Source organism: Alteromonas sp. ABH4_452 (genome assembly GCF_056311825.1).
On sequence record NZ_CM149973.1, the window covers coordinates 3,208,770 to 3,232,654 of the forward strand.

General features: G+C 44.1%; 17 protein-coding genes. 12 read left to right on the plus strand and 5 right to left on the minus strand.

What is annotated here, in order from left to right:
- The first annotated feature begins 17 nt into the window (after positions 1-17).
- Positions 18-1,298 (plus strand): urate hydroxylase PuuD, encoded by a 1,281-nt coding sequence (locus ACYX4N_RS13710; RefSeq protein ID WP_476054417.1) that lies wholly within the window; start codon positions 18-20, stop codon positions 1,296-1,298.
- A gap of 28 nt (positions 1,299-1,326) precedes the next feature.
- Here the strand turns inward: ACYX4N_RS13710 and ACYX4N_RS13715 are convergent, their stop codons facing one another.
- A complete protein-coding gene (locus ACYX4N_RS13715) occupies positions 1,327-2,616 on the minus strand; it encodes a diguanylate cyclase (protein WP_476054418.1) in 1,290 nt (429 codons plus the stop codon).
- A gap of 360 nt (positions 2,617-2,976) precedes the next feature.
- Here ACYX4N_RS13715 and ACYX4N_RS13720 point away from each other — a divergent pair, with 360 nt between their 5' ends.
- A complete protein-coding gene (locus ACYX4N_RS13720) occupies positions 2,977-3,252 on the plus strand; it encodes a putative quinol monooxygenase (RefSeq protein ID WP_476054419.1) in 276 nt (91 codons plus the stop codon).
- 84 nt (positions 3,253-3,336) lie between these two features.
- On the opposite strand, the gene ACYX4N_RS13725 is transcribed toward ACYX4N_RS13720, so the two are convergent.
- Positions 3,337-3,696, minus strand: a complete 360-nt coding sequence (locus ACYX4N_RS13725; RefSeq protein ID WP_476054420.1) for a winged helix-turn-helix transcriptional regulator — start codon at positions 3,694-3,696, stop codon at positions 3,337-3,339.
- 283 nt (positions 3,697-3,979) lie between these two features.
- Between ACYX4N_RS13725 and ACYX4N_RS13730 the strand changes: the two genes are divergently transcribed.
- Both ACYX4N_RS13730 and ACYX4N_RS13735 read left to right on the plus strand, forming a co-directional pair.
- Entirely contained in the window at positions 3,980-4,471 is a 492-nt protein-coding gene (locus ACYX4N_RS13730; protein WP_476054421.1) for a (2Fe-2S)-binding protein, read from the plus strand.
- Positions 4,468-6,765 (plus strand): xanthine dehydrogenase family protein molybdopterin-binding subunit, encoded by a 2,298-nt coding sequence (locus tag ACYX4N_RS13735; RefSeq protein WP_476054422.1) that lies wholly within the window; start codon positions 4,468-4,470, stop codon positions 6,763-6,765. The genes ACYX4N_RS13730 and ACYX4N_RS13735 overlap by 4 nt, the downstream gene beginning before the upstream one ends.
- Before the next feature lie 145 nt (positions 6,766-6,910).
- Here ACYX4N_RS13735 and ACYX4N_RS13740 read toward each other — a convergent pair whose 3' ends face one another.
- Positions 6,911-7,405, minus strand: coding sequence for an acyloxyacyl hydrolase (locus tag ACYX4N_RS13740; RefSeq protein ID WP_476054423.1), 495 nt, complete (start codon positions 7,403-7,405; stop codon positions 6,911-6,913).
- 291 nt (positions 7,406-7,696) lie between these two features.
- Here ACYX4N_RS13740 and ACYX4N_RS13745 point away from each other — a divergent pair, with 291 nt between their 5' ends.
- The 4 genes from ACYX4N_RS13745 to ACYX4N_RS13760 all read left to right on the plus strand — a co-directional run bounded on the left by ACYX4N_RS13745 (position 7,697) and on the right by ACYX4N_RS13760 (position 14,739).
- The gene (locus tag ACYX4N_RS13745) at positions 7,697-8,347 is read left to right on the plus strand and encodes an NAD(P)H-dependent oxidoreductase (RefSeq protein ID WP_476054424.1); all 651 of its coding nucleotides are present in this window, start codon (positions 7,697-7,699) and stop codon (positions 8,345-8,347) included.
- A 1-nt stretch (position 8,348) separates the two neighbouring features.
- The gene (locus ACYX4N_RS13750; RefSeq protein ID WP_476054425.1) at positions 8,349-10,286 is read left to right on the plus strand and encodes a monovalent cation:proton antiporter-2 (CPA2) family protein; all 1,938 of its coding nucleotides are present in this window, start codon (positions 8,349-8,351) and stop codon (positions 10,284-10,286) included.
- 268 nt (positions 10,287-10,554) lie between these two features.
- Positions 10,555-11,688 carry an efflux RND transporter periplasmic adaptor subunit gene (locus ACYX4N_RS13755; protein ID WP_476054426.1) on the plus strand — a complete coding sequence of 378 codons (1,134 nt, stop codon included), beginning with the start codon at positions 10,555-10,557 and terminating at the stop codon, positions 11,686-11,688.
- Positions 11,689-11,691: 3 nt separating this feature from the next.
- Positions 11,692-14,739: an efflux RND transporter permease subunit gene (locus tag ACYX4N_RS13760; RefSeq protein WP_476054427.1), complete on the plus strand. Its 3,048-nt coding sequence runs from the start codon at positions 11,692-11,694 to the stop codon at positions 14,737-14,739.
- A 166-nt stretch (positions 14,740-14,905) separates the two neighbouring features.
- Here the strand turns inward: ACYX4N_RS13760 and ACYX4N_RS13765 are convergent, their stop codons facing one another.
- Positions 14,906-16,558 carry an AMP-binding protein gene (locus ACYX4N_RS13765; protein ID WP_476054428.1) on the minus strand — a complete coding sequence of 551 codons (1,653 nt, stop codon included), beginning with the start codon at positions 16,556-16,558 and terminating at the stop codon, positions 14,906-14,908.
- A 332-nt stretch (positions 16,559-16,890) separates the two neighbouring features.
- Entirely contained in the window at positions 16,891-17,472 is a 582-nt protein-coding gene (locus tag ACYX4N_RS13770) for a TetR/AcrR family transcriptional regulator (RefSeq protein WP_476054429.1), read from the minus strand.
- Between the two features lie 153 nt (positions 17,473-17,625).
- On the opposite strand from ACYX4N_RS13770, the gene ACYX4N_RS13775 reads away from it, so the two are divergent.
- From ACYX4N_RS13775 to ACYX4N_RS13790, 4 genes are all read left to right on the plus strand, one after another.
- On the plus strand, positions 17,626-18,780 hold the full coding sequence (locus ACYX4N_RS13775) for an aromatic ring-hydroxylating oxygenase subunit alpha (protein WP_476054430.1): 1,155 nt from the start codon (positions 17,626-17,628) through the stop codon (positions 18,778-18,780).
- A 66-nt stretch (positions 18,781-18,846) separates the two neighbouring features.
- Positions 18,847-20,370, plus strand: coding sequence for an FAD-dependent oxidoreductase (locus ACYX4N_RS13780; protein ID WP_476054431.1), 1,524 nt, complete (start codon positions 18,847-18,849; stop codon positions 20,368-20,370).
- 163 nt (positions 20,371-20,533) lie between these two features.
- Positions 20,534-21,601, plus strand: a complete 1,068-nt coding sequence (locus ACYX4N_RS13785; protein WP_476054432.1) for an MBL fold metallo-hydrolase — start codon at positions 20,534-20,536, stop codon at positions 21,599-21,601.
- 299 nt (positions 21,602-21,900) lie between these two features.
- Positions 21,901-23,835, plus strand: a complete 1,935-nt coding sequence (locus ACYX4N_RS13790; RefSeq protein ID WP_476054433.1) for an EAL domain-containing protein — start codon at positions 21,901-21,903, stop codon at positions 23,833-23,835.
- Positions 23,836-23,885 lie beyond the last annotated feature (50 nt).

The following is a 23,885-nucleotide window of genomic DNA, read 5'->3' on the forward strand; positions in this document are numbered from 1 at the left end:
AAATAAGGAGAATAATAATGCCGTGGCTAGATTGGATAAGTTTATTTGTACGTTGGTTTCACGTTGTGGCCGGTGTAGCTTGGATTGGTGCGTCGTTTTACTTCATATGGCTAGACAACAACTTGCGAACGCCCCCCAAGTGGAAACAAGACAAAGGAATCAAAGGTGATTTGTGGGCCATTCATGGGGGTGGCTTCTACGAGGTCGCCAAATATGCCTATGGTCCTGAAAAAATGCCTGAAACATTACACTGGTTCAAATGGGAAGCTTATACGACCTGGTTATCAGGCTTTGCCCTTTTGATCATTGTTTATTATTTCGGCGCCAGCGCTTACCTTATCGACCCTTCGGTCAACGCTATGTCGCCAGCTACGGCAATATCATTAGGTTTGGGGTTAATCTTCGGTGGACTAGCCATATACGAATTTGCATGTCGTAGCCCGTTGGCCAAATACCCTCTTGCTTTTGGTATTGGGTTAGTTGCTTTAGTGTGTGTTGTTAGCTATTTATCTACCCAGTGGTTTAGCGGTCGTGGCGCCTATATTCACGTAGGAGCCCTTATTGGCACTATTATGGCAGGTAACGTGTTTTTCAACATTATGCCTAACCAGCGCAAAATGGTGGCTGCGGTAGCTGACAAGAAAGATATAGACCCAGCGTGGGGCGCCAGCGCAAAACTTCGCTCGGTGCACAATAACTACTTCACGCTGCCCTTGCTGTTTATCATGATTTCAAATCACTACCCTATGACCTATCAGCATCCGCAAAATTGGCTTGTACTTATTGCCATTATGGCCGCCGCCGCGTGGATACGTCATTTCTTTAACCTGCGTCACGTGGGTACAACTAAACCAAGTATTTTAGTCTCTGGCGCTGTGGCCATGCTTGCAATCGCGCTATGGGTATCTTGGCCACAAGCATCTTCAACTCAACCGTTAAGTCATGATGACGCACTATCTTCTTCAACTATGAACTCGCAGTTGGCGAACCAATCTGAATTAAGCGCGCCGGCAAGCGGGATAGCAAACGAAACTTCATCGGTAGTTAGTGACGAACGTGTGGCAAGTTTAATCACAACTCATTGTGTAAGCTGCCACTCGCGCACACCAACCGACGAGATATTCAAAGTGGCACCTTTAGGCGTAGTCTTAGATTCATGGGAAGATATTGAGAGGTTCGCGCCACAAGTAGTACGAAGAACCACTGTGACTAAAGACATGCCATTTTTGAACAAAACAAAAATGACCGAAGAAGAAAGGCAAGTTATAGCTCGCTGGTTTGCACAGCGACAGCAATAAAATACGATGAGCGATGTAGCAGTTTGCGCTACATCGCTTTATTCCACTCGCTACTTTTCGCTGCTATAGCTTGCCCACGTTGCTTTTTTTCGTACATTACCTCATCAGCTCGGTCGAGCCACTCTTGAACAGAGTCGATACCTTCGTTCCACTGCACCCAGCCCACGCTGAAGTTGATAGGAATGGCGTTGTTTCCCTCTGTATGTAGTTCAAATTTACTGTCTTGAATTCTGTCAAAGAATGCCGCAGTTTCAGATTCGTCTGTTCCATAGAGCAAAATTACAAACTCATCACCGCCGATACGACCAAACCTGTCGCTATCGCGCAAAAGTGCCCCCATTTTATTAGAGAACTCAACTAAGGCTTTGTCGCCTATCTTATGCCCGTATTTATCGTTTATTTCTTTAAATTTATCTAGGTCAACATAAACGAGTGTAGACGCTTTTTGACCTCTTCCCATTCGAGCAATCTCATCGCTTAACTGACTGAAGATCTCTCTTCTGTTGGCAAGCCCAGTAAGCGAGTCGGTTTTAGAAAGATGCTCTAATTTAGTTACAGCACTCATTAAAGCCTGCTGCTGTGTTTTCTCTTTAGTTACATCGTCTGCGGTGCCTAAAATAAGCGACTGCATCTCTCTATCGTCATAGATTAAACTGCCTCGGTCATGAAGGTATTTCACCTCACCTTTCGCATCATAAATACGGTATTGAATATCCCAATTTTGTAAAGGACGCTGACTAAACTGTTTTAACACCCGGGCCTTATCATCTTCATGGACATGGTCGATAAAGCTCATAGGATTACAGTAGAGTTCGTATTCGTTGCGACCGAGAATATTTGCATATCCATCATTAACGTAGTGCAGTTTTTTAAAATCTGGTGTTGCAACCCAAATGAAAGTTCTGTCCGAAAATGCGCTTACGATCTTACTGAACAAAGCGTCGATCTGGAAAAGCTCAGACTGAATACGCTTTTTCTCGTCGATATCCTCGACCACAGAAATAAAGTAGTCTGGGTTACCTTGCTGGTCTCTGACGAGGGAAACCGTCAGCTGGGCCCATACCTGCTCTCCGTCTTTTTTTAGATAGCGTTTTTCAAGCGTATAGCTCTCAATATCGCCTTCTAAGAGACTTTCTAAATGATCCAGATCTTCAGCGAGATACTCAGGTGCGGTTAGTTCCTGAAACGTTAGTTTGGTAAGTTGTTCGTTTGTGTAGCCTAAAAAGTCACATAGGCATTTATTCACACGAATGAAGCTCCCATCCACACTAACATGAGCAAGCCCTACCGGGCACAAGTGAAAGGTTTTTTCAAACATAGGGCATCGCCCCGCTAAATAGGTGCATTCCGTCGCCTTAAAAATAATGTTTAATTCACTAGGTTAGTTTATAGCGTGTTTATTTTTCTTTAATTTCGCGCCTCTGAAAATCAGGACGTTACAACCAAATCCATTACTTATACTTAAGTATAGGTGAGTATAGATTAGTTTTTTGTATTAGCTAATGAATATAACTAAGAAAAAGGCTTAGATAGAAGAAGTTACGTGCGCGTCAGCATTATCTAGAGCACAAAATTCAAAAAGGTGCATTTTATCTTAAAAAAGCGGTGACTTGACTTTAAACGCTAACCTAAAATTCTTGAGGTGCTTATGTTTAACTCTTTTTGAAAGGACAGTGTTATGATCGAATTCTCCGTCATTATTTATTCTAAACCTGATCAGCAGAGCAAGTTGTCAGAAGCTTTAACACCGCTAGTAAAAGCAAGCCGTGAAGAGCCCGGCGCAATCATGTATGACCTACATTCATCTGGTGACGGTGTATTTGTTATAACCGAGAAATGGGAATCTCAAGCTGCGCTTGATGCTCATGAAGCAACAGCGCACTTTAAAGGCTTTCAGGATAAAGCGGGGGCGCTTGTTGAGAAGGTGCTCAGACTGCCGCTAGTATCAATGTAGTATAAATATCTTACGCGGTAGTTTTTAAAACGGTGAACAGCAACGCTCACCGTTTCCACTATTTTATAATCTGTACGTTACAGCTTAGTCGTTCGTATGGTTTTCAGACCAGACTCTTAACTGTTCAAGAATATCTAGCGCTGAGCGCCCAAACTCAGTGAGACTATAGGCAACCGCAATTGGACGAGAGTCGATAACGTTGCGAATGACCATGCCGTTGTTTTCTAGCTCTTTAAGACGCTGATCAACCATCTTCCGGCTGGCACCGCCAAGCATTCTACACAAATCATTAAACCTAACAGGTTCGTCTTTTAAATGATAAATAATAGAACCTGTCCATTTTCCACCAATCAAGCGCATACCACGCTCAATCGCGCAAGGCTCTGTGCACGTATTTAAAACGGTTTTTCTACCCTTAGCGTCTGTTTTTATTACACTTTCCATTAAATCCCCAAAAAAAGCCACCTAGTTACTAAAAGTATACTGATTGTTTGTTTGAACAAGGTAACTAAACTATACCACATAAACCATTTTGGCTGACAGTCGTATAACTCTCGTCAATTAGTCTACTTTATAAATAAAAGGTTCACAAAGTACTAAAGCCCAAAGCAAAAGACTGATACGAGTAAACAATAATGTTGGGCAAAACACAGGCAATGCAGACCGTTCAAACCAAGTCTTACCTTGGGGAGAGCATTTAGACTCTAACTTCACGGTGATGATTACCATGATTGAATTTACATTAAATGGAAAAACAGTGCAGACGGACGCTGCCTCAGATACGCCCCTTGTTTGGATCATTCGCGACGAATTTGGCTTAAAAGGTACTAAATTCGGATGTGGCGTGGCCATGTGCGGTGTATGTACCGTTCATATCGATGGCAATGCTATTCGTTCATGCTCTTACCCTGTCTCTCTCGTTAACGGAAAGAAGGTCAATACAATCGAAAGTTTAAACGGTGAGCATCCTTTGCAATCGGCTTGGGTTGAAGAACAAGTGCCACAGTGTGGTTACTGTCAGTCTGGTCAAATTATGCAAGCAGCGACACTACTGGATAGCAACCCGAATCCTAGCGATCAAGACATCGTGAACCACATGAATGGTAATTATTGCCGCTGTATGGCTTACACAAGAATAAAAAAAGCGATCAAGCGCGCCGCAAACTCTACGGTACAGCATTACGACCCAAAAGCTTCATCAGAAGGTGAAAACGCATGAGCATTAAAGACCTATCTAAAGAGAAAAAAGACACAATCAACTTGTCTCGTCGCTCATTTATGGCGGGTTCTTTGAAGACATCACTTTTCATGGCGTTTGGCGCTTCGGCAATTCCATCCGTGTTATCAGCTAAAGAAGGCATAAAAAACAAAACATTTTCACCTAACATCTGGTTTGAGATGGACACCCAGGGTCATGTGACGGTGAATATTGCTAAAGCTGAAATGGGGCAGCATGTAGGCACGGCTTTAGCGCGTATTTTAGCAGACGAATTAGAGTGCGAATGGGACAAAGTTTCGATTGTGCACGTTGATACTGACCCCAAATGGGGTTACATGGTGACGGGCGGTTCATGGTCTGTTTTCCAAACCTACAAACCTATGTCGCAAGCTGGGGCTGCTGGTCGCCAAGTGCTACTTAGTGCTGGTGCTAAATTATTAGGTGTACCGGTATCAGATTGTGAAGCTAACGCGGGCTTTGTGGTATCCGGCAACAAGAAAATCAGCTACGGCGACATTGTTGCGAACGGCAATATTGATAAGGTTTATTCGGCCGACGAATTAGAGAACTTACCGATTAAACCCGGAAATAAGAAACATCTTATTGGGCTGGGTAACCAATATAAAGCACTCGATATACCTCCTAAAACAGATGGTACTGCCGTTTACGGTATTGATGTTGAAGTAGACAACATGCTGTACGCACGCCCCATCCTTCCACCTACTCGTTATGGCAGTGAAGTCACCAAGGTAGATGACAGCCAAGCGAAAACACTGCCAGGCTATAAAGGGTACAAAGTTCTCAGCGACCCGTCGGGTACCATCGAAGGATGGGTTGCGGTTCTCGCCTCTGATTATCCCACGGCAATTAAAGCTATCGATAAGGTGAAAGTCAGCTATAACGCAGGTAAGACTGTGAACGTTAATGAAGCTGATATTCAAAAAGAAGGCGAGCGAATCTGCCGCGACCGAAGTGAAGGCACATTATTTGTCGATGAAGGAAGTATCCTAGATGCCGAAAAGCAGGCGGCTGAATCAATTGAAGCATTGTATACCACGGCAACAGCTAGTCATTTCCAACTTGAACCAGTAAACGCGATTGCTGAGTTTAAAGATGAAAAATGGCATGTCCATACGGGCAATCAATGGCAAGGACTTACGCTGCCTGCAGTAGCAAAAGCCGCAGAAGTTCCTGATTCTGACGTTGTTCTTCACCAATATTACCTTGGCGGAGGCTTTGGACGCCGTTTGTTTGGTGACTGGATTATTCCAGCAGTACTTACCGCGAAAGCGGCCGGACAGCCGGTTAAAATGCTGTTTATGCGCCCTGACGATGCCATGTTCGACCAACCTCGCTCAGCGTCGACGTCGTTATTTAACGCCTATTTCGACGACGCTGGGAATTTCACTGGTATGGAGCACGCACTTGCTGCGGGCTGGCCAACGCTGGCGATGGCACCTGGTTTTATGCCTGACGGTGTTGATGGTAAAGGCAAGGTTGACCCATTTTCTGCTTCAGGGGCTGACCACTGGTATACCATGCAACACCACCGCGCCCGCGTGATAAACAACAAAGTCGCGCAAGAAACCTTTACACCAGGATGGCTTCGCTCTGTAGGTCAAGGGTGGATAGTGTGGGGGCTTGAAAGCTTTATCGACGAAGTGGCACATAAAGCTAACCAAAACCCCGTAGACTTTAGACTGTCTATGCTAGACGGCAAAGGCAAGCAAGCGGGTAAGGCGCCTGAAAGCGTAGGCGGAGCAACTCGTCTAGCTCACGCTTTGAAAAAGCTTAAAGACAAGACGGCTAATATTGCGCTTGGTGAAAACGAAGGCATTGGCTATAGCAATACTGCGGGCCAAGAACGCACCATGCCGGCATGGCTTGCTACTGCCGCACATGTTCACGTAGATAAAAGTAGCGGTAAGATCACGCTTAAAAAATTATGGGTAGTGGCTGACGCGGGAATTGTCGTTCATCCAGATGGCGCTATGGCACAAATGGAAGGGTCTTTACTATGGGGAACTAGTCTTGCGCTATTCGAACACAATGAGATAAAAGACGGCTACGTGGCAAAGAAAAACTTAACCACTTACCAGCCGCTTAGAATGAATGACGTACCCGATATGGACATCGAGTTCATTGAAAGTGACGAATTCCCAGTGGGACTAGGTGAGCCTGGGGTTATTGGCGTAGCACCAGCTGTAGGTAATGCTGTTTATGATGCAGTGGGCGTAAGGTTGCGACATCTCCCCATGTTATCAAGCGACCTCAAAGAGGCGCTGAACGCTTAGGGTCTAGCTATTTAGTATTAATACTAGAAAGTTGATACTAAGCATGGAATAGATGAGCAAAGTAAAAAAACAACCCGCACTTTTGCGGGTTGTTTTTTACTAAAAGGATGTGCGTTTTGAACGCTTAGGATATATAAACTACTTACTAAAAGAGATAGTGAGCACTTAATACAAACGATTCCGAACCCGGGTTGGTGTCCCCTAGCCCACCGTTAGAAATATGACCAACTTCAGCCTCTAGCGAAAAGGTGTCAGAAATGTTGTATAAACCAGAAAGCGATGAGTAAAACTCAATGGTGTCGCCTAAATTTTCAGACTCATCAACAATACCGGCATGAAAAGCAACGCGTACAGAAAAATCGTTGTATTGGTAAACGTCTTTTGCCAAACCCGCCGCGAAATAGTGTTGACCTTGATCTGCGTTTACCAGAAGTACTGTAGGTCGCACGCCATAGAATGATTCAAGCGGTTTGTGAACATAGGCCACATGTAAAGCGTAACGGTCTGCGTCATCAAACAGATTCCAAACCGCAGCCCCAGCTTTGAGTTCTGTGCCTTGAGGTAGAGCATTAGTGGAAAGCGATGCAAAAGGTGAAAGTAAAGATAATGCAAGTGCGAGTGTTTTTACTGGTGTTTTCATGGTTATACTGATTTACGTAAAAGTTAATAATTGCGTACCGTCGAAGCTTTTTTGTAGCTATTGGCGGGACTATTTCCATTCGTTAGTTCATAATAGTAATTAGGTCACTTTTTTCAACCTACTAAAGATTGGTAACCTTATAACTTTGAGGAAACACACATTCTTATTTGCTCTAAACGTAGATATTGCATTAAGAATTAGACTGGTACTCGCTGACGATTGGGAATATTGTCAATATAGGCAAAACCTAATTGGCTAAAAAACATTGGCTGTAACACTGAGTAGAGATGTATGACCGACGAAAATTCCAATGCACATGGTATTGAGAGCACTAAGAACAGTAAAAAAGTACTGGTTTTATTTGCTCATCCAGCACAAACGCACTCCGAAGTGAATGTGCCGCTTTTTCATGAAGCCAGGTTAAATAAACACGTTACCGCCATTGACCTTTACGCAGAGTACCCCGATTTCAATATTGATATAGAACGGGAACAGCAGCGTTTAGTTGACCACGATGTTATTATTTTTCTGTTTCCTCTTTACTGGTACTCAACACCTTCTATTTTAAAAGAGTGGCAAGATTTGGTTTTGGAATACGGGTTCGCCTACGGCCACGAAGGTACTGCACTTAAAGACAAATTGTTTCTCTGTGCGTTAAGTGCAGGCGGTAAAGAAGAAGCCTATCAAACTGAAGGTTTCAATCACTACACCATCAGGCAACTACTTCAGCCTTTAGAGCAAATGGCACAAATCACCCATATGACCTACATCGCTCCGTTTGCAATATTTGGCTCGCGTACTGCGCAAGAAGAACACCGGGTAGCTCAACATAGGGGTAAGTGGTCAACCCTGCTTAATAAATTAACGTCGAACACCCTCGATTTAGAAAAAGCAAAGCGCATCGAGAATCTGGCAGACCTTTGTACACCTCAAGGAGATTAATGTGACTGGCTATTTTCTATATGCATTTATCTATCTGGTCGCCGCCGTAATTGCAGTGCCCATTGCGAAGCGCCTTGGTTTAGGGTCTGTATTAGGCTATTTAATAGCAGGGCTAGTGATTGGCCCCATATTCGGCCTTGTTGGTGACGAAACTGTCGCAATTCAGCATTTTGCTGAATTTGGTGTAGTCATGATGCTGTTTTTAGTTGGACTAGAGCTAGAGCCTCGTTCGCTTTGGGCCATGAAGTCTAAACTTATGGGCTTAGGCGGCCTGCAGTTAGCACTAACCACAGCACTTATCACTGGCGTAGCCATATTGCTTGATCAGCCTTTTAGCATTGCCCTTACAATAGGCCTTATATTCGCCCTTTCTTCAACCGCTATTGTTTTACAAACGTTGCAAGAAAAAGGGCTGCAAAAAACAGAAGGTGGTAAAAGCGCCTTTTCCGTTTTGCTGTTTCAAGATATCGCCGTTATTCCCATGCTGGCGCTTATTCCTCTACTTGCCATACCCGAGTTGGTAGAAGCAGGCAACGCGCATGGCGGCGACACAGGTTCGCACGATAGCTTCAATTTAGTGGAAGGACTCGCCCCTTGGGCCTCTGGCCTGGTGATCATTAGCTCAATTGCCTTTCTTACCATTGGCGGGCACTACTTAAGCCGTCCTTTGTTTAAGTTTGTTGCTGCATCAGGTTTACGGGAAATTTTTACGGCCACCGCGCTTATGCTCATTATCGGGATTGCCGCCTTAATGGGACTTGTAGGTCTCTCTCCCGCCCTTGGTGCATTCTTGGCTGGTGTAGTTTTAGCAAACAGTGAATTCAGACATGAACTTGAAGCCAATATCGAACCCTTTAAAGGATTATTGCTGGGCCTATTTTTCATTACGGTAGGTGCTGGTATTAACTTTTCTGTGCTTTCAGAAAACCCGGTGTTAATCGCAGGGTTAACCCTTGCTGTTATGCTGATTAAAGCCATAGTTCTATTTATTATTGCCTTATTATTTAAAATAAAGGGTAAGAATAAATGGCTGTTTACACTCAGCCTGGCACAGGCGGGGGAGTTTGGCTTCGTATTGTTAAGTTTCGCCTCGCAAAACTACGTGTTGCCTAGCGACATCATTTCAGTACTTTCGTTAGTCGTGGCAATTTCTATGTTTTTAACGCCAGGGCTTTTCATCCTATTCGACAAAGCCATAATTCCTCACTATAAAAACGCTAAATCACAACGTGACGAAGATGTTATCGACGAAAAAGGTACCGTGGTTATTGCAGGAATTGGGCGCTTTGGGCAAATTATTAACCGTCTTTTAGTAGCCAACGATGTAAATACCGTTGTCCTCGATATTCGTTCTGAGCAAATAGATCTAATAAGAAGTATCGGCACCAAAGCTTATTTCGGTGATGCATCCAAACCTGACATTTTGCATACCGCTGGGGCACACGAAGCCTCTTTGTTGGTTATCGCCATTGACGACAGAGAAACAGCCGCAGAAATGGTAAAGTACGCAAAGCATTCATTCCCTAACACTAAAGTGCTTGCACGTGCCTTTGACCGTGGTCATGGATACCGCTTGCGCCAGCTGGGCGCAGATTATGTAGTATCTGAAACCTATCACAGTGCGCTAGAGATGGGCGCAGAAGCATTACGCTCACTCAATATTCACCCCTTCCAGGTTGAACGACAAAAGATGGCCTATAAAAATATTGAGACGCAACAAAACGATGTGCTTTATCACGCGTGGGTGGATGAAGCCAGTGGCGAACGGGTTGATAATAATTACCTTAAGCTCTTTATTGAACTGGAGTCACTAATCGAAGGTGCGCTTAAAGCAGATTTACACGACAAACATTCGAAAATGCGTGGTTGGACTCCGCCGCCTAAAGGGTACGCAGAAAAGCTAGCGCCCGATGAAAATCCAGATAAAGAAGACAAGTAATTAGCGCGTAACTTAGCGATAACTCTGTTGCACATTCGTACTACGGGTCGAAGATGTTAACGTAAACTCGCTGGTTAGCACTTGAATTTGTGAACGAAAATTCTGATCGAAAACGAAAAATAACGCTATAACCTTTAAGTACATTGAAGTTAGCGTATATTAGTTTTTTATACCATCCGTTTTAAAAATGGTGAATAGACGCGTAATACAAGATAACCCATCGCCAAAATGGGAATAAGAAAGTGGTTTATTTAAATGGAGAGTTACCATGTTGTCTAAAAAGAGTCTCTTTAACCGAGCAGCTGTGCGCGTTGCGGTTGCATTTGCTGCACTTGCTAGCTTAAGTGCGTGTGAAGACGCCCCTACTCCACCTAAAACTGTATCTTCAACACCGGTAACGCTTTATAAAGTTCAACACTCAGACGAGACCATCGCGAAATTCCCAGGGCAAGTAGAGGCGGCTGAGTATTCAAACCTTTCGTTTCGCATTGGCGGTAAACTTCAAGAGCTTAAAGTAAAAGCAGGCGAAGAAGTGACAGAAAACCAGCTTATCGCGCGGCTTGACGACAGAGACGCAAAGGCACAACTCGCCACCGCCCAGTCTCAGTTTGATGTGACTTCAGCTATGTTTGAACGTATGGAAGCGTCAGTTGAGAAAGGCGCGGTAAGCCGCTCTACTTTTGATGAAGCAAAGGCCAATTTTTTAGCGGCTAAAGCCAGCCTTACCAATGCACAAGACCAACTCAGTTACACTGAGCTTCGCGCTCCTTTTGCTGGGCTTATTGCATCTGTACCCGTTGAAAACTACCAAGTCATTGTGCCTCAGCAAACCATCGCCGAGCTTCATATGCCAGGCGCGATTGACGTAACGTTTCAGCTGCCAGAGCAAAAAATGCGCATGATTGATCGCTCTCGAGCCCGTGAAAACCGTACCTCGGAAATGGCGTGGGTCACCTTTTCCGGCATGCCAGAAAAGCGTTACGCGGCTATGTACAAGGATCACGAAAGCACCACGCGTCAAGGTGAACTTAGCTATGAAGTGACCATTACCCTGCCAGAACCAGACGATATTAATGTATTGGCAGGCATGAGCGCTACCGTATTACTTGATATGACCAAGCTCATTGAATCTGATGCGAAACTTTGGTTAGTCCCTTTTGGCGCTGTAGTTACAGACAATGCAGAGCCAGACAAAGCCATTGTGTGGCGCTTCAAACCAGATAGCAATGATGCAAAAAAAGGTACAGTCGAAGCGGTAGAAGTTATGATCACACGGGGAATTTCTAACGGCTTACTCGTAGAAGGCCCGCTAAACGACGATGATAAAATCGTTGCTGCAGGTGCTCATTTAGTAAAAGAAGGCCAATCTGTAACTGAGTGGACGAAAGAAGGAGGCCTGTAAATCATGGTCGAGTATTTTTTTCGTCAAAAAGTAATAAGCTGGATGGTCGCTATCATTTTAGGTGTTGGCGGTATTGTGACGTTTCTTGGCTTGGGTCAACTAGAGTTTCCAGAATTTACTATCAGAAACGCACTTGTTATTACCCAATATCCAGGCGCAACGCCCGAACAAGTTGAAGAAGAAGTCACGCTACAGCTTGAAAAGGCTATTCAGCGTATACCCAATGTAAAGCGCATTAGTTCTGTAAACATGGTAGGGCTATCGCAAATTACGGTAGAGCTTAAAAGTAGCGTTCAGGCTAAGGACCTTGAACAATACTGGGATAATTTGCGCCGTAAAGTAAATGACGCGCAGGCATCCCTGCCTCCGGGCACTAGCACCTCTATCGTAAATGACGATTTTGGTGATGTGTATGGACTTTTAATGACCTTGCAGAGCGAAGACTACTCATTAAAACAGTTAGAAGATTTTGCTGACCTAATGCAGCGAGAAATCCAACTTGTAGAGGGCGTTAAAAAAGTCTCCATTGCCGGCACTGTTAGCGAGCAAATTATCGTATCTTTAGATCACGATAAAATGAAAGCCCTCAATATTTCTGCAGAATCAATCGCTGGTTTGTTAACTGCGCAAAATGTGGTGGGTAATGCAGGCTCAATTAAAGTTCAGGGCAAACGCTTATCCATACAGCCCACCGGCGAATTTGATGACTTAGAAGCATTAGGTCAAGTTGTTATTGGCTCACCGGCAAGCGGGCTAATTCGCCTCACCGATATCGCAACTATTGAGCGCAAACTTAACGACACCCCCTCGCTTCTTTACCATAGTTCTGGCACCCCTGCCCTGTCTATTGGCGTGTCGTTTGCGTCTGCAGTAAATGTAGTTGATGTGGGCAAGCGTCTTGATACTAAAATTGCCGAATTAGAACAACGCATGCCCCTCGGCATGAGCCTTAATACGGTTTACAACCAGCCAGCGGTGGTTGACGACTCCGTAACCGGCTTTTTGATTAACCTTGTTGAAGCCGTGGCCATTGTTATTTTTGTACTATTGCTTTTCATGGGCTGGCGCAGTGGCGTTTTGATGGGGCTTATTCTCGTACTGACTATTCTTGGTACCTTTATCATGATGTCAATCAAAGGTATTGAGTTACAAAAAATCTCTCTAGGGGCGCTTATCATCGCCCTCGGCATGCTTGTCGACAACGCTATCGTAGTTACCGAAGGCATGTTAATTGGCGTTAAAAAAGGACAAACTAAGCTTCAGGCGGCGAAAGACGTAGTGTCTCAAAACGGTTTACCTCTTCTAGGCGCCACCGTAATTGCCATTACCGCTTTCGCACCTATTGGGCTCTCTCCGGATGCTACTGGTGAATTCGTTGGCTCACTGTTTTGGGTACTGTGCTTCTCGCTATTTTTAAGTTGGATCACTGCTCTTACTATTACGCCTTTCTTTTTCGACTTACTGTTTAATACAAATAAAGAGCGCCAATCAAATGATGAAGATGATGACCCTTATAAAGGTATTATCTTCACCGTTTATAAACGAATACTTACCGCTGCGATTAATCATAGGTATATCACTATTGTACTTGTCGTAATTGCCTTAGTCGGTAGCGTTGCATCGGGTAAATTCGTAAAAAACGCGTTTTTTCCTAACTCATCTACTCCGCTCTTTTTTGTTGACTTACGTCTGCCAGAAGGTAGCGATATTTTAACGACTGAACAATCGATACGCCGTTTAGAAGAAAAAGTGATGGATATGCCTGACATCGCTAATATCACCAGCGTAATAGGCGGCGGCGCACAGCGTCTTACCCTGACTTACTCACCTGAAGACCGCTACGCAAGTTACGGGCAACTTATCGTAGAAACCAATACGGTGGAAGCTCGCGATGCTAGAATGAGAGAAATCATTGAGTTACTTCGCGAAACCTTTCCTAATGTGCAGTACAAAGTGCAAGCACTTCAGGTAGGTCCTTCTGCGAAAGCGGCTATTGAGGCCAGAATATACGGGCCCGAGCCTGAGGTTTTACGTGAGATAAGTAGTGACGTAGAAGCTATATTCCAAGCAGAACAAACCATGGACAGCGTGCGTTTGTCGTGGAGTAATAAAGTGCCATTTGTTGAGCCAGTATTCTTGGAAGAACAAGCCAGGCGTATTGGTGTAACACGAGATGCTGTGCACACTGCGTTTCTTCTGAATAACGAGGGTGAAACTGTTGGCCTTTACCGCGAGGGCAGCGATTTAATACCTATCGTCATGCGCAACGATCCTAATCAGCGCTATGACATTGATAACCTCGCTTCGCTTAACGTATGGAGCCAGGAACAAAGTAAGTACATCAGCATGGCTGACGTGATCAGCAACGTGGATGTGACCCTTGATAACCCTATCATTAAGCGCCGTAATCGAGTGCGCATGCTCGCCGTTTATGCAGAGCCTTTGCCCCTATCGGGCGAAACGGCAGCCAGCGTGCAGGCGAAAGTTAGACCTCTTGTAGATGATCTTGAGTTGCCTGATGGTTACCGCATCGAATGGGGCGGAGAGTACGAGACCTCGACTGATGCACAAAGCGCACTATTTTCGAGCATGCCGATTGGAATTTTGGGTATGTTTATCATTACCGTATTGCTGTTCGGTAGATTGCGCCAAGCGTTAGCGATTTGGGGCGTTATACCACTTACTACTATCGGTATTATCGGCGGCTTAGTGCTCGTTGGTGCTCCATTTACTTTTATGGCGTTGCTTGGCAGTTTAAGCCTCATCGGTATGGTGCTTAAAAACGGTATTGTGTTGATGGAGGAGATAAACGTGCAGGCTAAGGGTAATAACGATGCGTTTAATGCCGTAGTTAAAGCATCGGTGTCTCGTGTACGACCAGTTTCTATGGCAGCCATTACTACCATACTAGGCATGATCCCGTTGTTTTCTGACGCGTTCTTCGCGTCAATGGCGGTAGTCATTGTATTTGGTTTGACTGTTGCCACCGTACTTACACTGCTTATATTGCCTGTGCTGCACTGTACGTTCCACGGTATAAAGTCTGAGTAAAAAGCCTACAAGCAAATTGTACAAAAAAAGCTGGCTCCTTTTTTAGGTTGCCAGCTTTTTTATGTTGGCGCTAATGCCTACAAAAGGTTACTGAACAGATGCCATTTTGGCCTAAGTTTCTGCTGTTTAAACAAGCCATTTGAAAATTTGCCAGCTTTACTATTTGTTATTCACACCACAAAATTTTTGCTTGGTCATTGAGTGCTAATGCAGCTTCTCTAAATCTCGTCTCAATTTCAAAGCGTCTAATTTTCATCGTCGGCGTAAGCATATTATTTTCAACTGTCCATGACTCACTTGCCACAAGAATATGGCTTAGCTTTTGATGGTTTTCTAGGCTTTCATTAGTATTTTGAAGAAACCGCTCAAGCTCTCGTCTAATAGCGTCTTTATCTAATAATAATGCAGTATCGCTAAGTACAACTGCCGCGAAAGGTTGAGGCCTGTTGCTCCCCATCACACACGCTAATTCTATAATGTCGTGATTACACATTATTGCCTCGATAGGAGAAGGAATAATGTACTTTCCCGTTGTAGTTTTAAATTCGTCCTTTAATCGCCCTACAATTTTAAGAGCGCCCTGTTCGTCCCACTCGCCTCTATCTTTGGTTTTAAACCAGCCGTCGTCGGTGAAACTTTCACCGGTTGTCTCTGGGTTTAAATGGTAACGGTTAAATACATTGCGGCCTTTCACCTGAATCTCATTATCTTGTGAAAGACGAACCTGAGCATCAGTAAAGGGCTTGCCTATTGTACCTATCATCGAAGATTTAAACGGATAGTTAATACACCCTGCCCCCGTTACCTCGGTCATGCCCCAGGCTTCAGAAATATAGATATCAAGGGCTTCAAATTCTTCAATTATTTCTCTCGCGATTGGTGCGGCAGCCGATACCCAAACTCTTGTTTCTTCGAAACCTAAACTACATTTTATTTTTCGTTTAATACTTTGATTTATAGAAGGCTCCTTTAACAGCGCTGACAGTTTTTTCTTGGGAACAGTGTGATAAATTGAAGCAAGAAACTTGGCCCATAGGCGAGGAACTGAGAAAAAAACAGTTGGTTTTGCCGCTTTCAGGTCATCAATGAAGGTTTCAAGTGACTCGGAAAAATAAGTCACTGCTCCTGGGGCATAAATCATCATACCTTCGGTAACAACACGTTCGGCAATATGAGCAAGAGGTAGATAGGAAAAGAGCCTATCGCTTTGATTTACGTTAAACAATCTTGCAGTATCAGCACATGATGATGCATATGCAAGCTGTGTAAGTTCCACGCCTTTGGGCGTGCCCGTCGAGCCCGATGTGTACATGATACTGATAACACTATCAGCCGCCCCTTTAAAAAACTCACCGGTAAACGACTTTTGTGCCATCCAATCTTTCCATGTAATTGTGCCGTCAATCGAACCATAAGGAAGTGCTACCTGTGCAAGTGAAGAAGGAAACACCCGCATACCTATTTGATTATCATCAAGCCTTCCAATGAATATAGCCTTGCATTTTGTGCGCTCAATAATAAAAGCCAGCGTTTTTTCATTTGCAGTTGGGTAAATGGGGATCGAAACCATACCAGCCAGCATTATCGCCCAGTCAGCTATGATCCATTCGGCGCTATTTTTGCCATAAATTGCCACAGCATCGCCTTTACCCAGCCCTAAATCATGCAAACCACCTATTAACGATCGCACCGCTTTTTCTACTTCTTTCCAAGTCCATACGCGCTGCCTTACACCATCAGGTTGGTAAAATGCCGGTTTCACAGCAAGATGTTTAAAGTTGTGGCTCAGCGCACTTAAAGGGAGTACATCATTCATCATTTCGCATCCTTAGGCAGTTAGTTAGGCACAAGGGAACTAAAACCTACCAACTGGTAGGCCAAATAGGAATAACTTACCAACTGGTAGGTTGTCAACAACAATAAAATTATTTGTAAAAAATTTTGATCGCTTAGAGGTGGCAAAATTTTTTGGTAGGACTAGGAATTGAGGGTTGTGAGACAAACAAACCGTTAGCGGAAGAGAAAGAGTGTTTTAATGGCTTTCCATTAGCTTTCATTTGTAGAAACAGGTTGAATATTGGCCCTATCAAGGGTCAATATTCACTTCGAGAAAGAGAAGCACCTATCGCAATCCCATGCAAGGTGCGCTTATTAATCAAAAATAATGCCCTTTAACATCTCCATGTGCTGCTTTTCGTGTAGCTCCCGCTCTTCACGCGTATAAAGCTTGTCGAGCGTGGGACGGGAAACCACATAGTACTGCGTTGCGCCCAACAAGTGATACACGAAAGCAAACGGTGACTGCTCTTTAAAGTACCCGTGTTGTTGCCCGCTCGTTACAATACCTACAACATCATCGAGAAACGGGCGTAAAAACCACTTATGTGCCTGTTCAGCTCGTTCGCGATTATCAAGTAACTCACGCATAAGCAATATAATTACTCTCAATCGTTCTTCATCAGCACATACCATTCTTTTAAATAGTGCGAATAGTTGATTTTGCGCATTATCTGATTCAGTTTTTATTTCCTCTACCAAATCGACGAGATGATGCGCCGCCTGCGCTATTACGGCTGCATAAAGTTTTTCTTTTGATGGGAAATGGTGCAGCAGGCCTTGTTTGCTAACGCTAACCTCCGCTGCAACATCGTTAATACTTGTGCCATAGAAACCATTTTTCGAAAAAAGAATTGTGGCGGTACTCAATAACTTATCTTTCGTTTTTAATTTCACTTCATCATTCCAAAGCAAAAAGTGTAAATAGTATATTGACAGCTTACCACCTGGTAGGTATTTTGTAAAAACCTACCAAATGGTAAGTAAACTTAAACCCATATACCGCGTTTGATCTGTCAAAACATACGCTTCCCGTTTAGGAGTGACATCATGAACACCGATATCGAAAAGTTGTTGATTAAAAATGCGAAACAAAACGTCGCTAACAAAACCACCTCACTGGGTGATATTGAGGTGCGTTCAGACACCGACAGATATACCAGTCAATTTCGATTCAACAATGAAGTAAAAAAGGTGTTTAATACTTTACCATCCATTGTGGCTCATGCCTCTGAAGTAGGTGAGACTGACAGCTATAAGGAAGTAAAGACAACCATGGGCTCACTGATTGTCAGCCGCGACTCTAACAACCTCGTGCATGTATTTAGAAACGCCTGCCGACATCGAGGTGCGAAATTAGTTGAAGGCTCGGGGTGTAGCAAACAGTTTGTATGCCCTTACCACGCATGGTCGTATACCACTGATGGCGCACTTAACAACATTCCAGGTCACCAGCACTGCTTTCCAAATACCAATAAGTCAGACAATGGCTTAATTGCACTGCCTAGCATCGAAATGTATGGCTTTATATGGGTATGCCCAAGCGCTGCTGAAAATGAAGATATCAAAGCCCATTTAACGGGACACTTGGCAGGTATGAATGCGCACCTTGAGTGGCTTAAAGCAGATGAACTAACGCATTTCAAGCGCTTTACTAGGGTATGGAAGGGTAATTGGAAGCTCTTTTCTGAAGGTGGACTTGAGACTTATCACTTTGCATTTGCACACAAAGAGACCATTGCGCCGTTTTTTTACAACAATGTTGCGGTAATTGACAAGGTTGATATGCATTACCGGGTAGTTATGCCCACAAAGAACCTGTCGTCTGAGGAAGCACAGGCAACAGATGATTTATCGCTGCACGACTATAGCCACACGCTGTTCATGTTGCTGCCGAATACGGCGCTGCTTATACAAAAGGAACACGTGGAATTTATTAACTTTCGCCCACTGAGCGCGGGAGAAACCGAAATTACTATTACGACCTTAATCCCCAAGAGCGCCGATCTTAACGATATTAATCAGCTTCGTCATTGGCAGAAAAACCACGACATCACCAATACCACGCTCAACGAGGATTGGGCTTTGGGTGAGTCTATCCAATCATCGTTAGAAAGCGGCGCCCTGCCCTACATTCAATACGGTAAGAATGAGTGGGCTTTACACGCCTTTAATGAAGAGCTTGATGCACTTCTTTCAGTGTAACGACTGTTTTGCATAAAAAATTGTCTTTAGTGGCTATAAAACAAAAGGCTCGGTGAGGTAGAAGCTATGTCGCAGTATAGAATATGGGAATGTCAGGCTTGTGGTTGGCTATATGATGAGGAGCAAGGCTGCCCTGAAGAAGGCTTACTTCCAGGTACCAAATGGGAAGACATCCCCGACGATTGGTGCTGCCCTGACTGTGGCATTAGTAAGCGCGATTTTCAAATGAAACAAGTGGCTGACGTGTGCGATGTTGAGCATATGAACACGCAAAAGGCATCGCTCCAACCCTTTGACGGTGAAGGCCCTGCAAGCACAAAGCCGCTAGCCAGCCAAGGAACTCAGCACGACGATGCAAGCGATGCTCCTATTGTGGTTGTAGGTTCGGGCATGGGAGGCGTTAACTTTGTGAAATCGTACCGTCAACACGACAAACATACGCCCATTGTTGTTATCTGTGCAGATGATGGCACGGTTTATAGCAAGCCTCAGCTATCTAATGCTTATGCTCAACAAAAAAGTGTCGCTACGCTTACGCAAAGTTCGGCTTCGGATTTTTCACGCCAATATCGCGTTAGACTGTTTACTAATACGTTGGTAGAACATATCGACACGTACGTTAAATGCGTGTTACTTCAAGGTGGTGGAGAGCAGCCTTACGACAAGTTAGTTCTAGCTACAGGTTCATCGGCAATGACGCCAGCTATTGAGGGTAATGCAAGTCACAAGATTCGCGTTGTGAATAACCTCACGGATTATGGACAGTTCATTACCGACGCCGTGCATGCTCGCCACATTACGATCATGGGGGCTGGCTTAATTGGCTGTGAATTTGCTGATAACCTGCTGCAGGCAGGTGTTCATGTGAGTATTGTCGACCCTCAACCCAGTGCGCTCAACGCGCTGCTGCCCAAAGAAGCTTCTACTTCACTCACTCATGCATTAGCAGAGGCAGGTGCAGCATTTCATTTTGACACTACTGTATCGCGTGTTGAAAATGATGGGCAGGGCGTAGAAGTGTTGCTTGCTAACGGCAAGCGATTTAAAAGCGACCTTGTGCTGTCAGCAATTGGTGTAAAGCCCAATATTGAGTTGGCGTTACGCGCTGACATTTCGTGTCAGCGAGGCATTTTAACCAATAGTAACCTAGAAACATCGGCACCAGATGTATTTGCCGTGGGAGACTGTGCGCAAGTTTCAACACAGCATGACGATGCAGGCGCTCATATAATTGCTGATAATAAGCCTGAGCGGGTTGGCGCAGTACTGCCCTACATCGCGCCATTACTGAATCAAGTTAAGTTACTGGCGTCAAACTTGGCCAACGAAAAAATGAACGGGAAGCAACCCGAGTATTTGTCCTACCCCATTATGCCCATAGTTGTGAAAACCAGCTGTCATCCTATAAACATGGTGCTACCCATTCATACTTCTAGTGGCCGCAATCGTTGGATAATTGAAGAACAAAGTAATAAAGGGGTTAGTGCAAGGCTGCTCGACAATAAGTTTAATACCATTGGCTATGTGTTAACAGGTTGCTTTAATACACCTAGCTCTGCAAAAGCATTCGCTCGACTCATCCCAGATTAGCATCCCGTATTACAAAGTAATTGTGCTTCATAGTTAAATCTGTCAGTACAGCCCAAACTTCAGACAAAGCAACAAAAACTACACCCGACAGTTTACTTTTAACAAAGTTAGTTTATTATGAGTAAACTACACTGTGCAGTATACTTTATTAAAAGGTGAGAGCATGCCCGTTTCTAATCGCACACGCTTTCTTATTGGAGTTTTATTTATGACATCTTTCTGTGGTTCTTCAAACACCCTAGCTGCAAGCGCGTCACAACCAGAAAAATTCACTAATACGCATATCGAATATAAAACGACATGGCGAGACATGTGGAAAGTGACTAAAGCGTATTTTCGTGACAATAGAGATTCTGCAACGCCAACGTTTGACATCCCCGTGTCGGCACTTACACCACGAATGCTTGACGCAGTTGCAGAAGATAGCGTGATAAAGCTGGGCCACTCTACTACCCTATTGAAACTTGCCGAGCGTTATATATTGATCGACCCAGTATTTAGTGAACGGGCGTCTCCCGTTCAATGGATGGGACCCAAGCGTTTCCACCAAACGCCAATTTCACTGGAAGACTTGCCTAAATTAGATGCCGTTATCATAAGTCACGATCATTACGACCATTTAGATAAGGGCAGTATTGAAATATTAAAAAACAAAGTGGACATGTTCATCACACCGCTAAAAGTAGGTAATCATTTACGTAACTGGGGTGTAGATGCAAACAGAATTGTTGAATTGGATTGGTGGCAAAACACTGAGATTGGCGATATTGAAATTGTCGCCACCCCGTCTCAGCATTTTTCGGGCCGAGGTTTATTTGATAAAGATGAAACCCTTTGGGCTAGCTACGTGATCAAATCTTCAACTACGAATATTTTCTACAGCGGTGACTCGGGCTATTTTGAAGGCTTTAAAGCGATTGGAGATAAATATGGCCCGTTTGATTTGTCGATGATTGAAACCGGCGCGTACAACGAGCTATGGTCTGAGATTCATATGATGCCTGAAGAGAGCCTGCAAGCACATATTGATATTCAAGCCAGCGTTATGATGCCAGTGCACAACAGCACCTTTGATTTAGCGCTGCATAATTGGAACGAGCCCTTAATAAAAATTACTAAACTTGCCAGTGCCAAAGGTGTCCCTACCAGCATTCCGGTTTTTGGCGAAATAGTGCCTATAAAACATGCTGGTGAAGCGCCTAATAAGACATGGTGGCTGGATAACAGGTAAAACGTATAGGCAAGGGAAACGCTTTATTACTACTCGCTTAACATTTTGTTTTACTGTACATTTGTGGTTACATTGTATAATTCGCACTCATCCATCGTATAAGCTACAATTATTTAAGCGTCGCGTTTTTAAGCATTAGTACCGCGCTTCGAGTGTAGGCTCAGTGCGTTTTTAAATATAGGCGCAGTGCGCTTTGAGTGTAAATTGCTCAGCGTGGTTTTGCATAATATTGCACAGTAAAGCTAAGTGACCACTAAAGCGAAAATCAATTTTTCAGTCGAAGGAGATAACTGCTAGTAATGAAGCTATCTAGCCAAACTAATTTGGGTATTGTAACCCTTTTGCTTTTAGCATTTACTGCATTGTCTGTCGCCGAATTACGTAAGTTGCAATTAAACGCGTCCGAGGCGGTAACGCTGCAGGCTGAAATAAGTGCGTTAGTTTATAAGAAGGCTGTTGCTCAACAGGTTCCTCTTTCCCCTCAAGCCCAGCGTCTATTGCTTGAAACTCTACTAGAAAGTGCTGTGTCACAACCCAACATTTTTGCCGCATCGATTATTGGCGCAGACGGTAAAGAAGCGTTGAGCGCAAACGCCGTAAGTGAAAACACGGTGCCATCGTGGTATTCACTCGTTGACCCAAGCACTGCATATGTGAAGCGCGTCGCTTTATACAATAGTGAGAACAACCTCGTACTTACGGCGAATAAAGGTACGCTTTCGGCTAGTTTCATCACTGTACTCGTTAAAAATATCGCTGCTTTTCTCGTCCTCGCAGTGCTTCTTTCACTTTTCGTTCTACTCGTCAACCGGCGCATAAAACGCCCCGTTGACGACACCGTAAAAAAGCTTAATGAAATTGGCAGCCATAATTTCACGTCGCCTGAAATATCGGCGTCGAGTGAAGATTTTAAGCCATTAACTGAAGCGGCTAACTCACTTGCAGGCACATTATCCACTAAACTCGATGAACTAAAGCGTCAATCAGAACTATTCAAAAAAGAAGCCAGTAAAGACTCGCTCACGATGCTAGCAAATAGAAGCGCTTTTGAGCGTCATATGCGCGCTCTATTAAATGAAAATGCTTCTGCGCAAGAAAAAGAGCTTGTTATTGTCAGACTAGCTCACTTAGGCAGTATAAATACAAAATTGGGTATGGTACCGGGCGATAATTACATTAAAGCGGTGGCAAACATTTTGGTAGAAGAAACCAAAAACAACCACAATATCCGCTTTGTATTTCGATTGTCGGGCGGTGATTTCGCACTCATTAGCGAAGCAATGGAAAGCGCAGCACGAGAAGTTATGCTTAACAATCTCGCGAAGCAATGTTTAAGCGCGTCACCGCTTCGAGATGGAACAAAAGCAACCTTCATGGGGATCACGCGGTTTGTCGGTACTATGACATTGCCGCAAATCATGGAAAGTGTAGATAGCGCTCTTATTACCGCAATGAAAACCCAAAGTGGCTGGCAGCTGGCATCCGAAATATCAAAAGTGCATAGCAATACCCAGTGGCGTGAGCGACTGAATTACATTGTGTCTCAACAGTACGCAGATATTATGATACAGCCTGTAATGAACACAGACCAAAACGTTCCCGCCTATTACGAAGCTTCAGGACGCTTCAAAGATAAGGACACGAATGACGTAATTCCTATGGCGCAGCTGATTCCGGCCTCGGAGCGATTAGATCTTATCCCACAGGTAGACAAGCTTGTCACTACTATCGTTCTGAAAAAGTTAGAGGTAACCTCACAACATGTTGCTGTGAACTTGAGCATAGCTTCCATTGCGAATGCTGAGTTTAGAGACTGGTTAGTGAAAGAAATCGCTAAGCGCAAGGCCCTAAGCCATCGACTGTTTTTTGAAGTAGAAGATGCCGCTTTAATTCAGTATAGAGAGGTTACAGAATCGCTTTGCCGCCAGTTAATTAGCATAGGCTGTGGCATTACCATTGAGCGTTTTGGTGATAATTTTGCTTCACTATCTGGCCTTCGGGCGATACAACCGCAGTTTGTAAAACTCTCTGGCAGGTTGACCCAAGGTATTCATACAAATAAAGACAACCAGCTATTTGTTTCAAGCCTTGTTAGCATAGCCAAGGGCTTGAATATAAAGGTAATATCCGAAATGGTAGAAAACGAGGCGGAATCGGTGGCGTTGAATAAGCTAGGGGTTGATCATCAGCAGGGCTACTATTTTGCCAAACCGTCACTGTGGAATGTGTATTAATACAGCGCTTTTTGATGATACTTGATAGGCGTTTACCGTGAACGAATGTG

Excerpts from the sequence above, each read along its gene's own strand:
- ACYX4N_RS13710 (WP_476054417.1), top strand. The coding sequence starts at position 18 with ATGCCGTGGCTAGATTGGATAAGTTTATTTGTACGTTGGTTTCACGTT.
- ACYX4N_RS13715 (WP_476054418.1), bottom strand. The coding sequence starts at position 2,616 with ATGTTTGAAAAAACCTTTCACTTGTGCCCGGTAGGGCTTGCTCATGTT.
- ACYX4N_RS13720 (WP_476054419.1), top strand. The coding sequence starts at position 2,977 with ATGATCGAATTCTCCGTCATTATTTATTCTAAACCTGATCAGCAGAGC.
- ACYX4N_RS13725 (WP_476054420.1), bottom strand. The coding sequence starts at position 3,696 with ATGGAAAGTGTAATAAAAACAGACGCTAAGGGTAGAAAAACCGTTTTA.
- ACYX4N_RS13730 (WP_476054421.1), top strand. The coding sequence starts at position 3,980 with ATGATTGAATTTACATTAAATGGAAAAACAGTGCAGACGGACGCTGCC.
- ACYX4N_RS13735 (WP_476054422.1), top strand. The coding sequence starts at position 4,468 with ATGAGCATTAAAGACCTATCTAAAGAGAAAAAAGACACAATCAACTTG.
- ACYX4N_RS13740 (WP_476054423.1), bottom strand. The coding sequence starts at position 7,405 with ATGAAAACACCAGTAAAAACACTCGCACTTGCATTATCTTTACTTTCA.
- ACYX4N_RS13745 (WP_476054424.1), top strand. The coding sequence starts at position 7,697 with ATGACCGACGAAAATTCCAATGCACATGGTATTGAGAGCACTAAGAAC.
- ACYX4N_RS13755 (WP_476054426.1), top strand. The coding sequence starts at position 10,555 with ATGTTGTCTAAAAAGAGTCTCTTTAACCGAGCAGCTGTGCGCGTTGCG.
- ACYX4N_RS13760 (WP_476054427.1), top strand. The coding sequence starts at position 11,692 with ATGGTCGAGTATTTTTTTCGTCAAAAAGTAATAAGCTGGATGGTCGCT.
- ACYX4N_RS13765 (WP_476054428.1), bottom strand. The coding sequence starts at position 16,558 with ATGATGAATGATGTACTCCCTTTAAGTGCGCTGAGCCACAACTTTAAA.
- ACYX4N_RS13775 (WP_476054430.1), top strand. The coding sequence starts at position 17,626 with ATGAACACCGATATCGAAAAGTTGTTGATTAAAAATGCGAAACAAAAC.
- ACYX4N_RS13780 (WP_476054431.1), top strand. The coding sequence starts at position 18,847 with ATGTCGCAGTATAGAATATGGGAATGTCAGGCTTGTGGTTGGCTATAT.
- ACYX4N_RS13785 (WP_476054432.1), top strand. The coding sequence starts at position 20,534 with ATGCCCGTTTCTAATCGCACACGCTTTCTTATTGGAGTTTTATTTATG.
- ACYX4N_RS13790 (WP_476054433.1), top strand. The coding sequence starts at position 21,901 with ATGAAGCTATCTAGCCAAACTAATTTGGGTATTGTAACCCTTTTGCTT.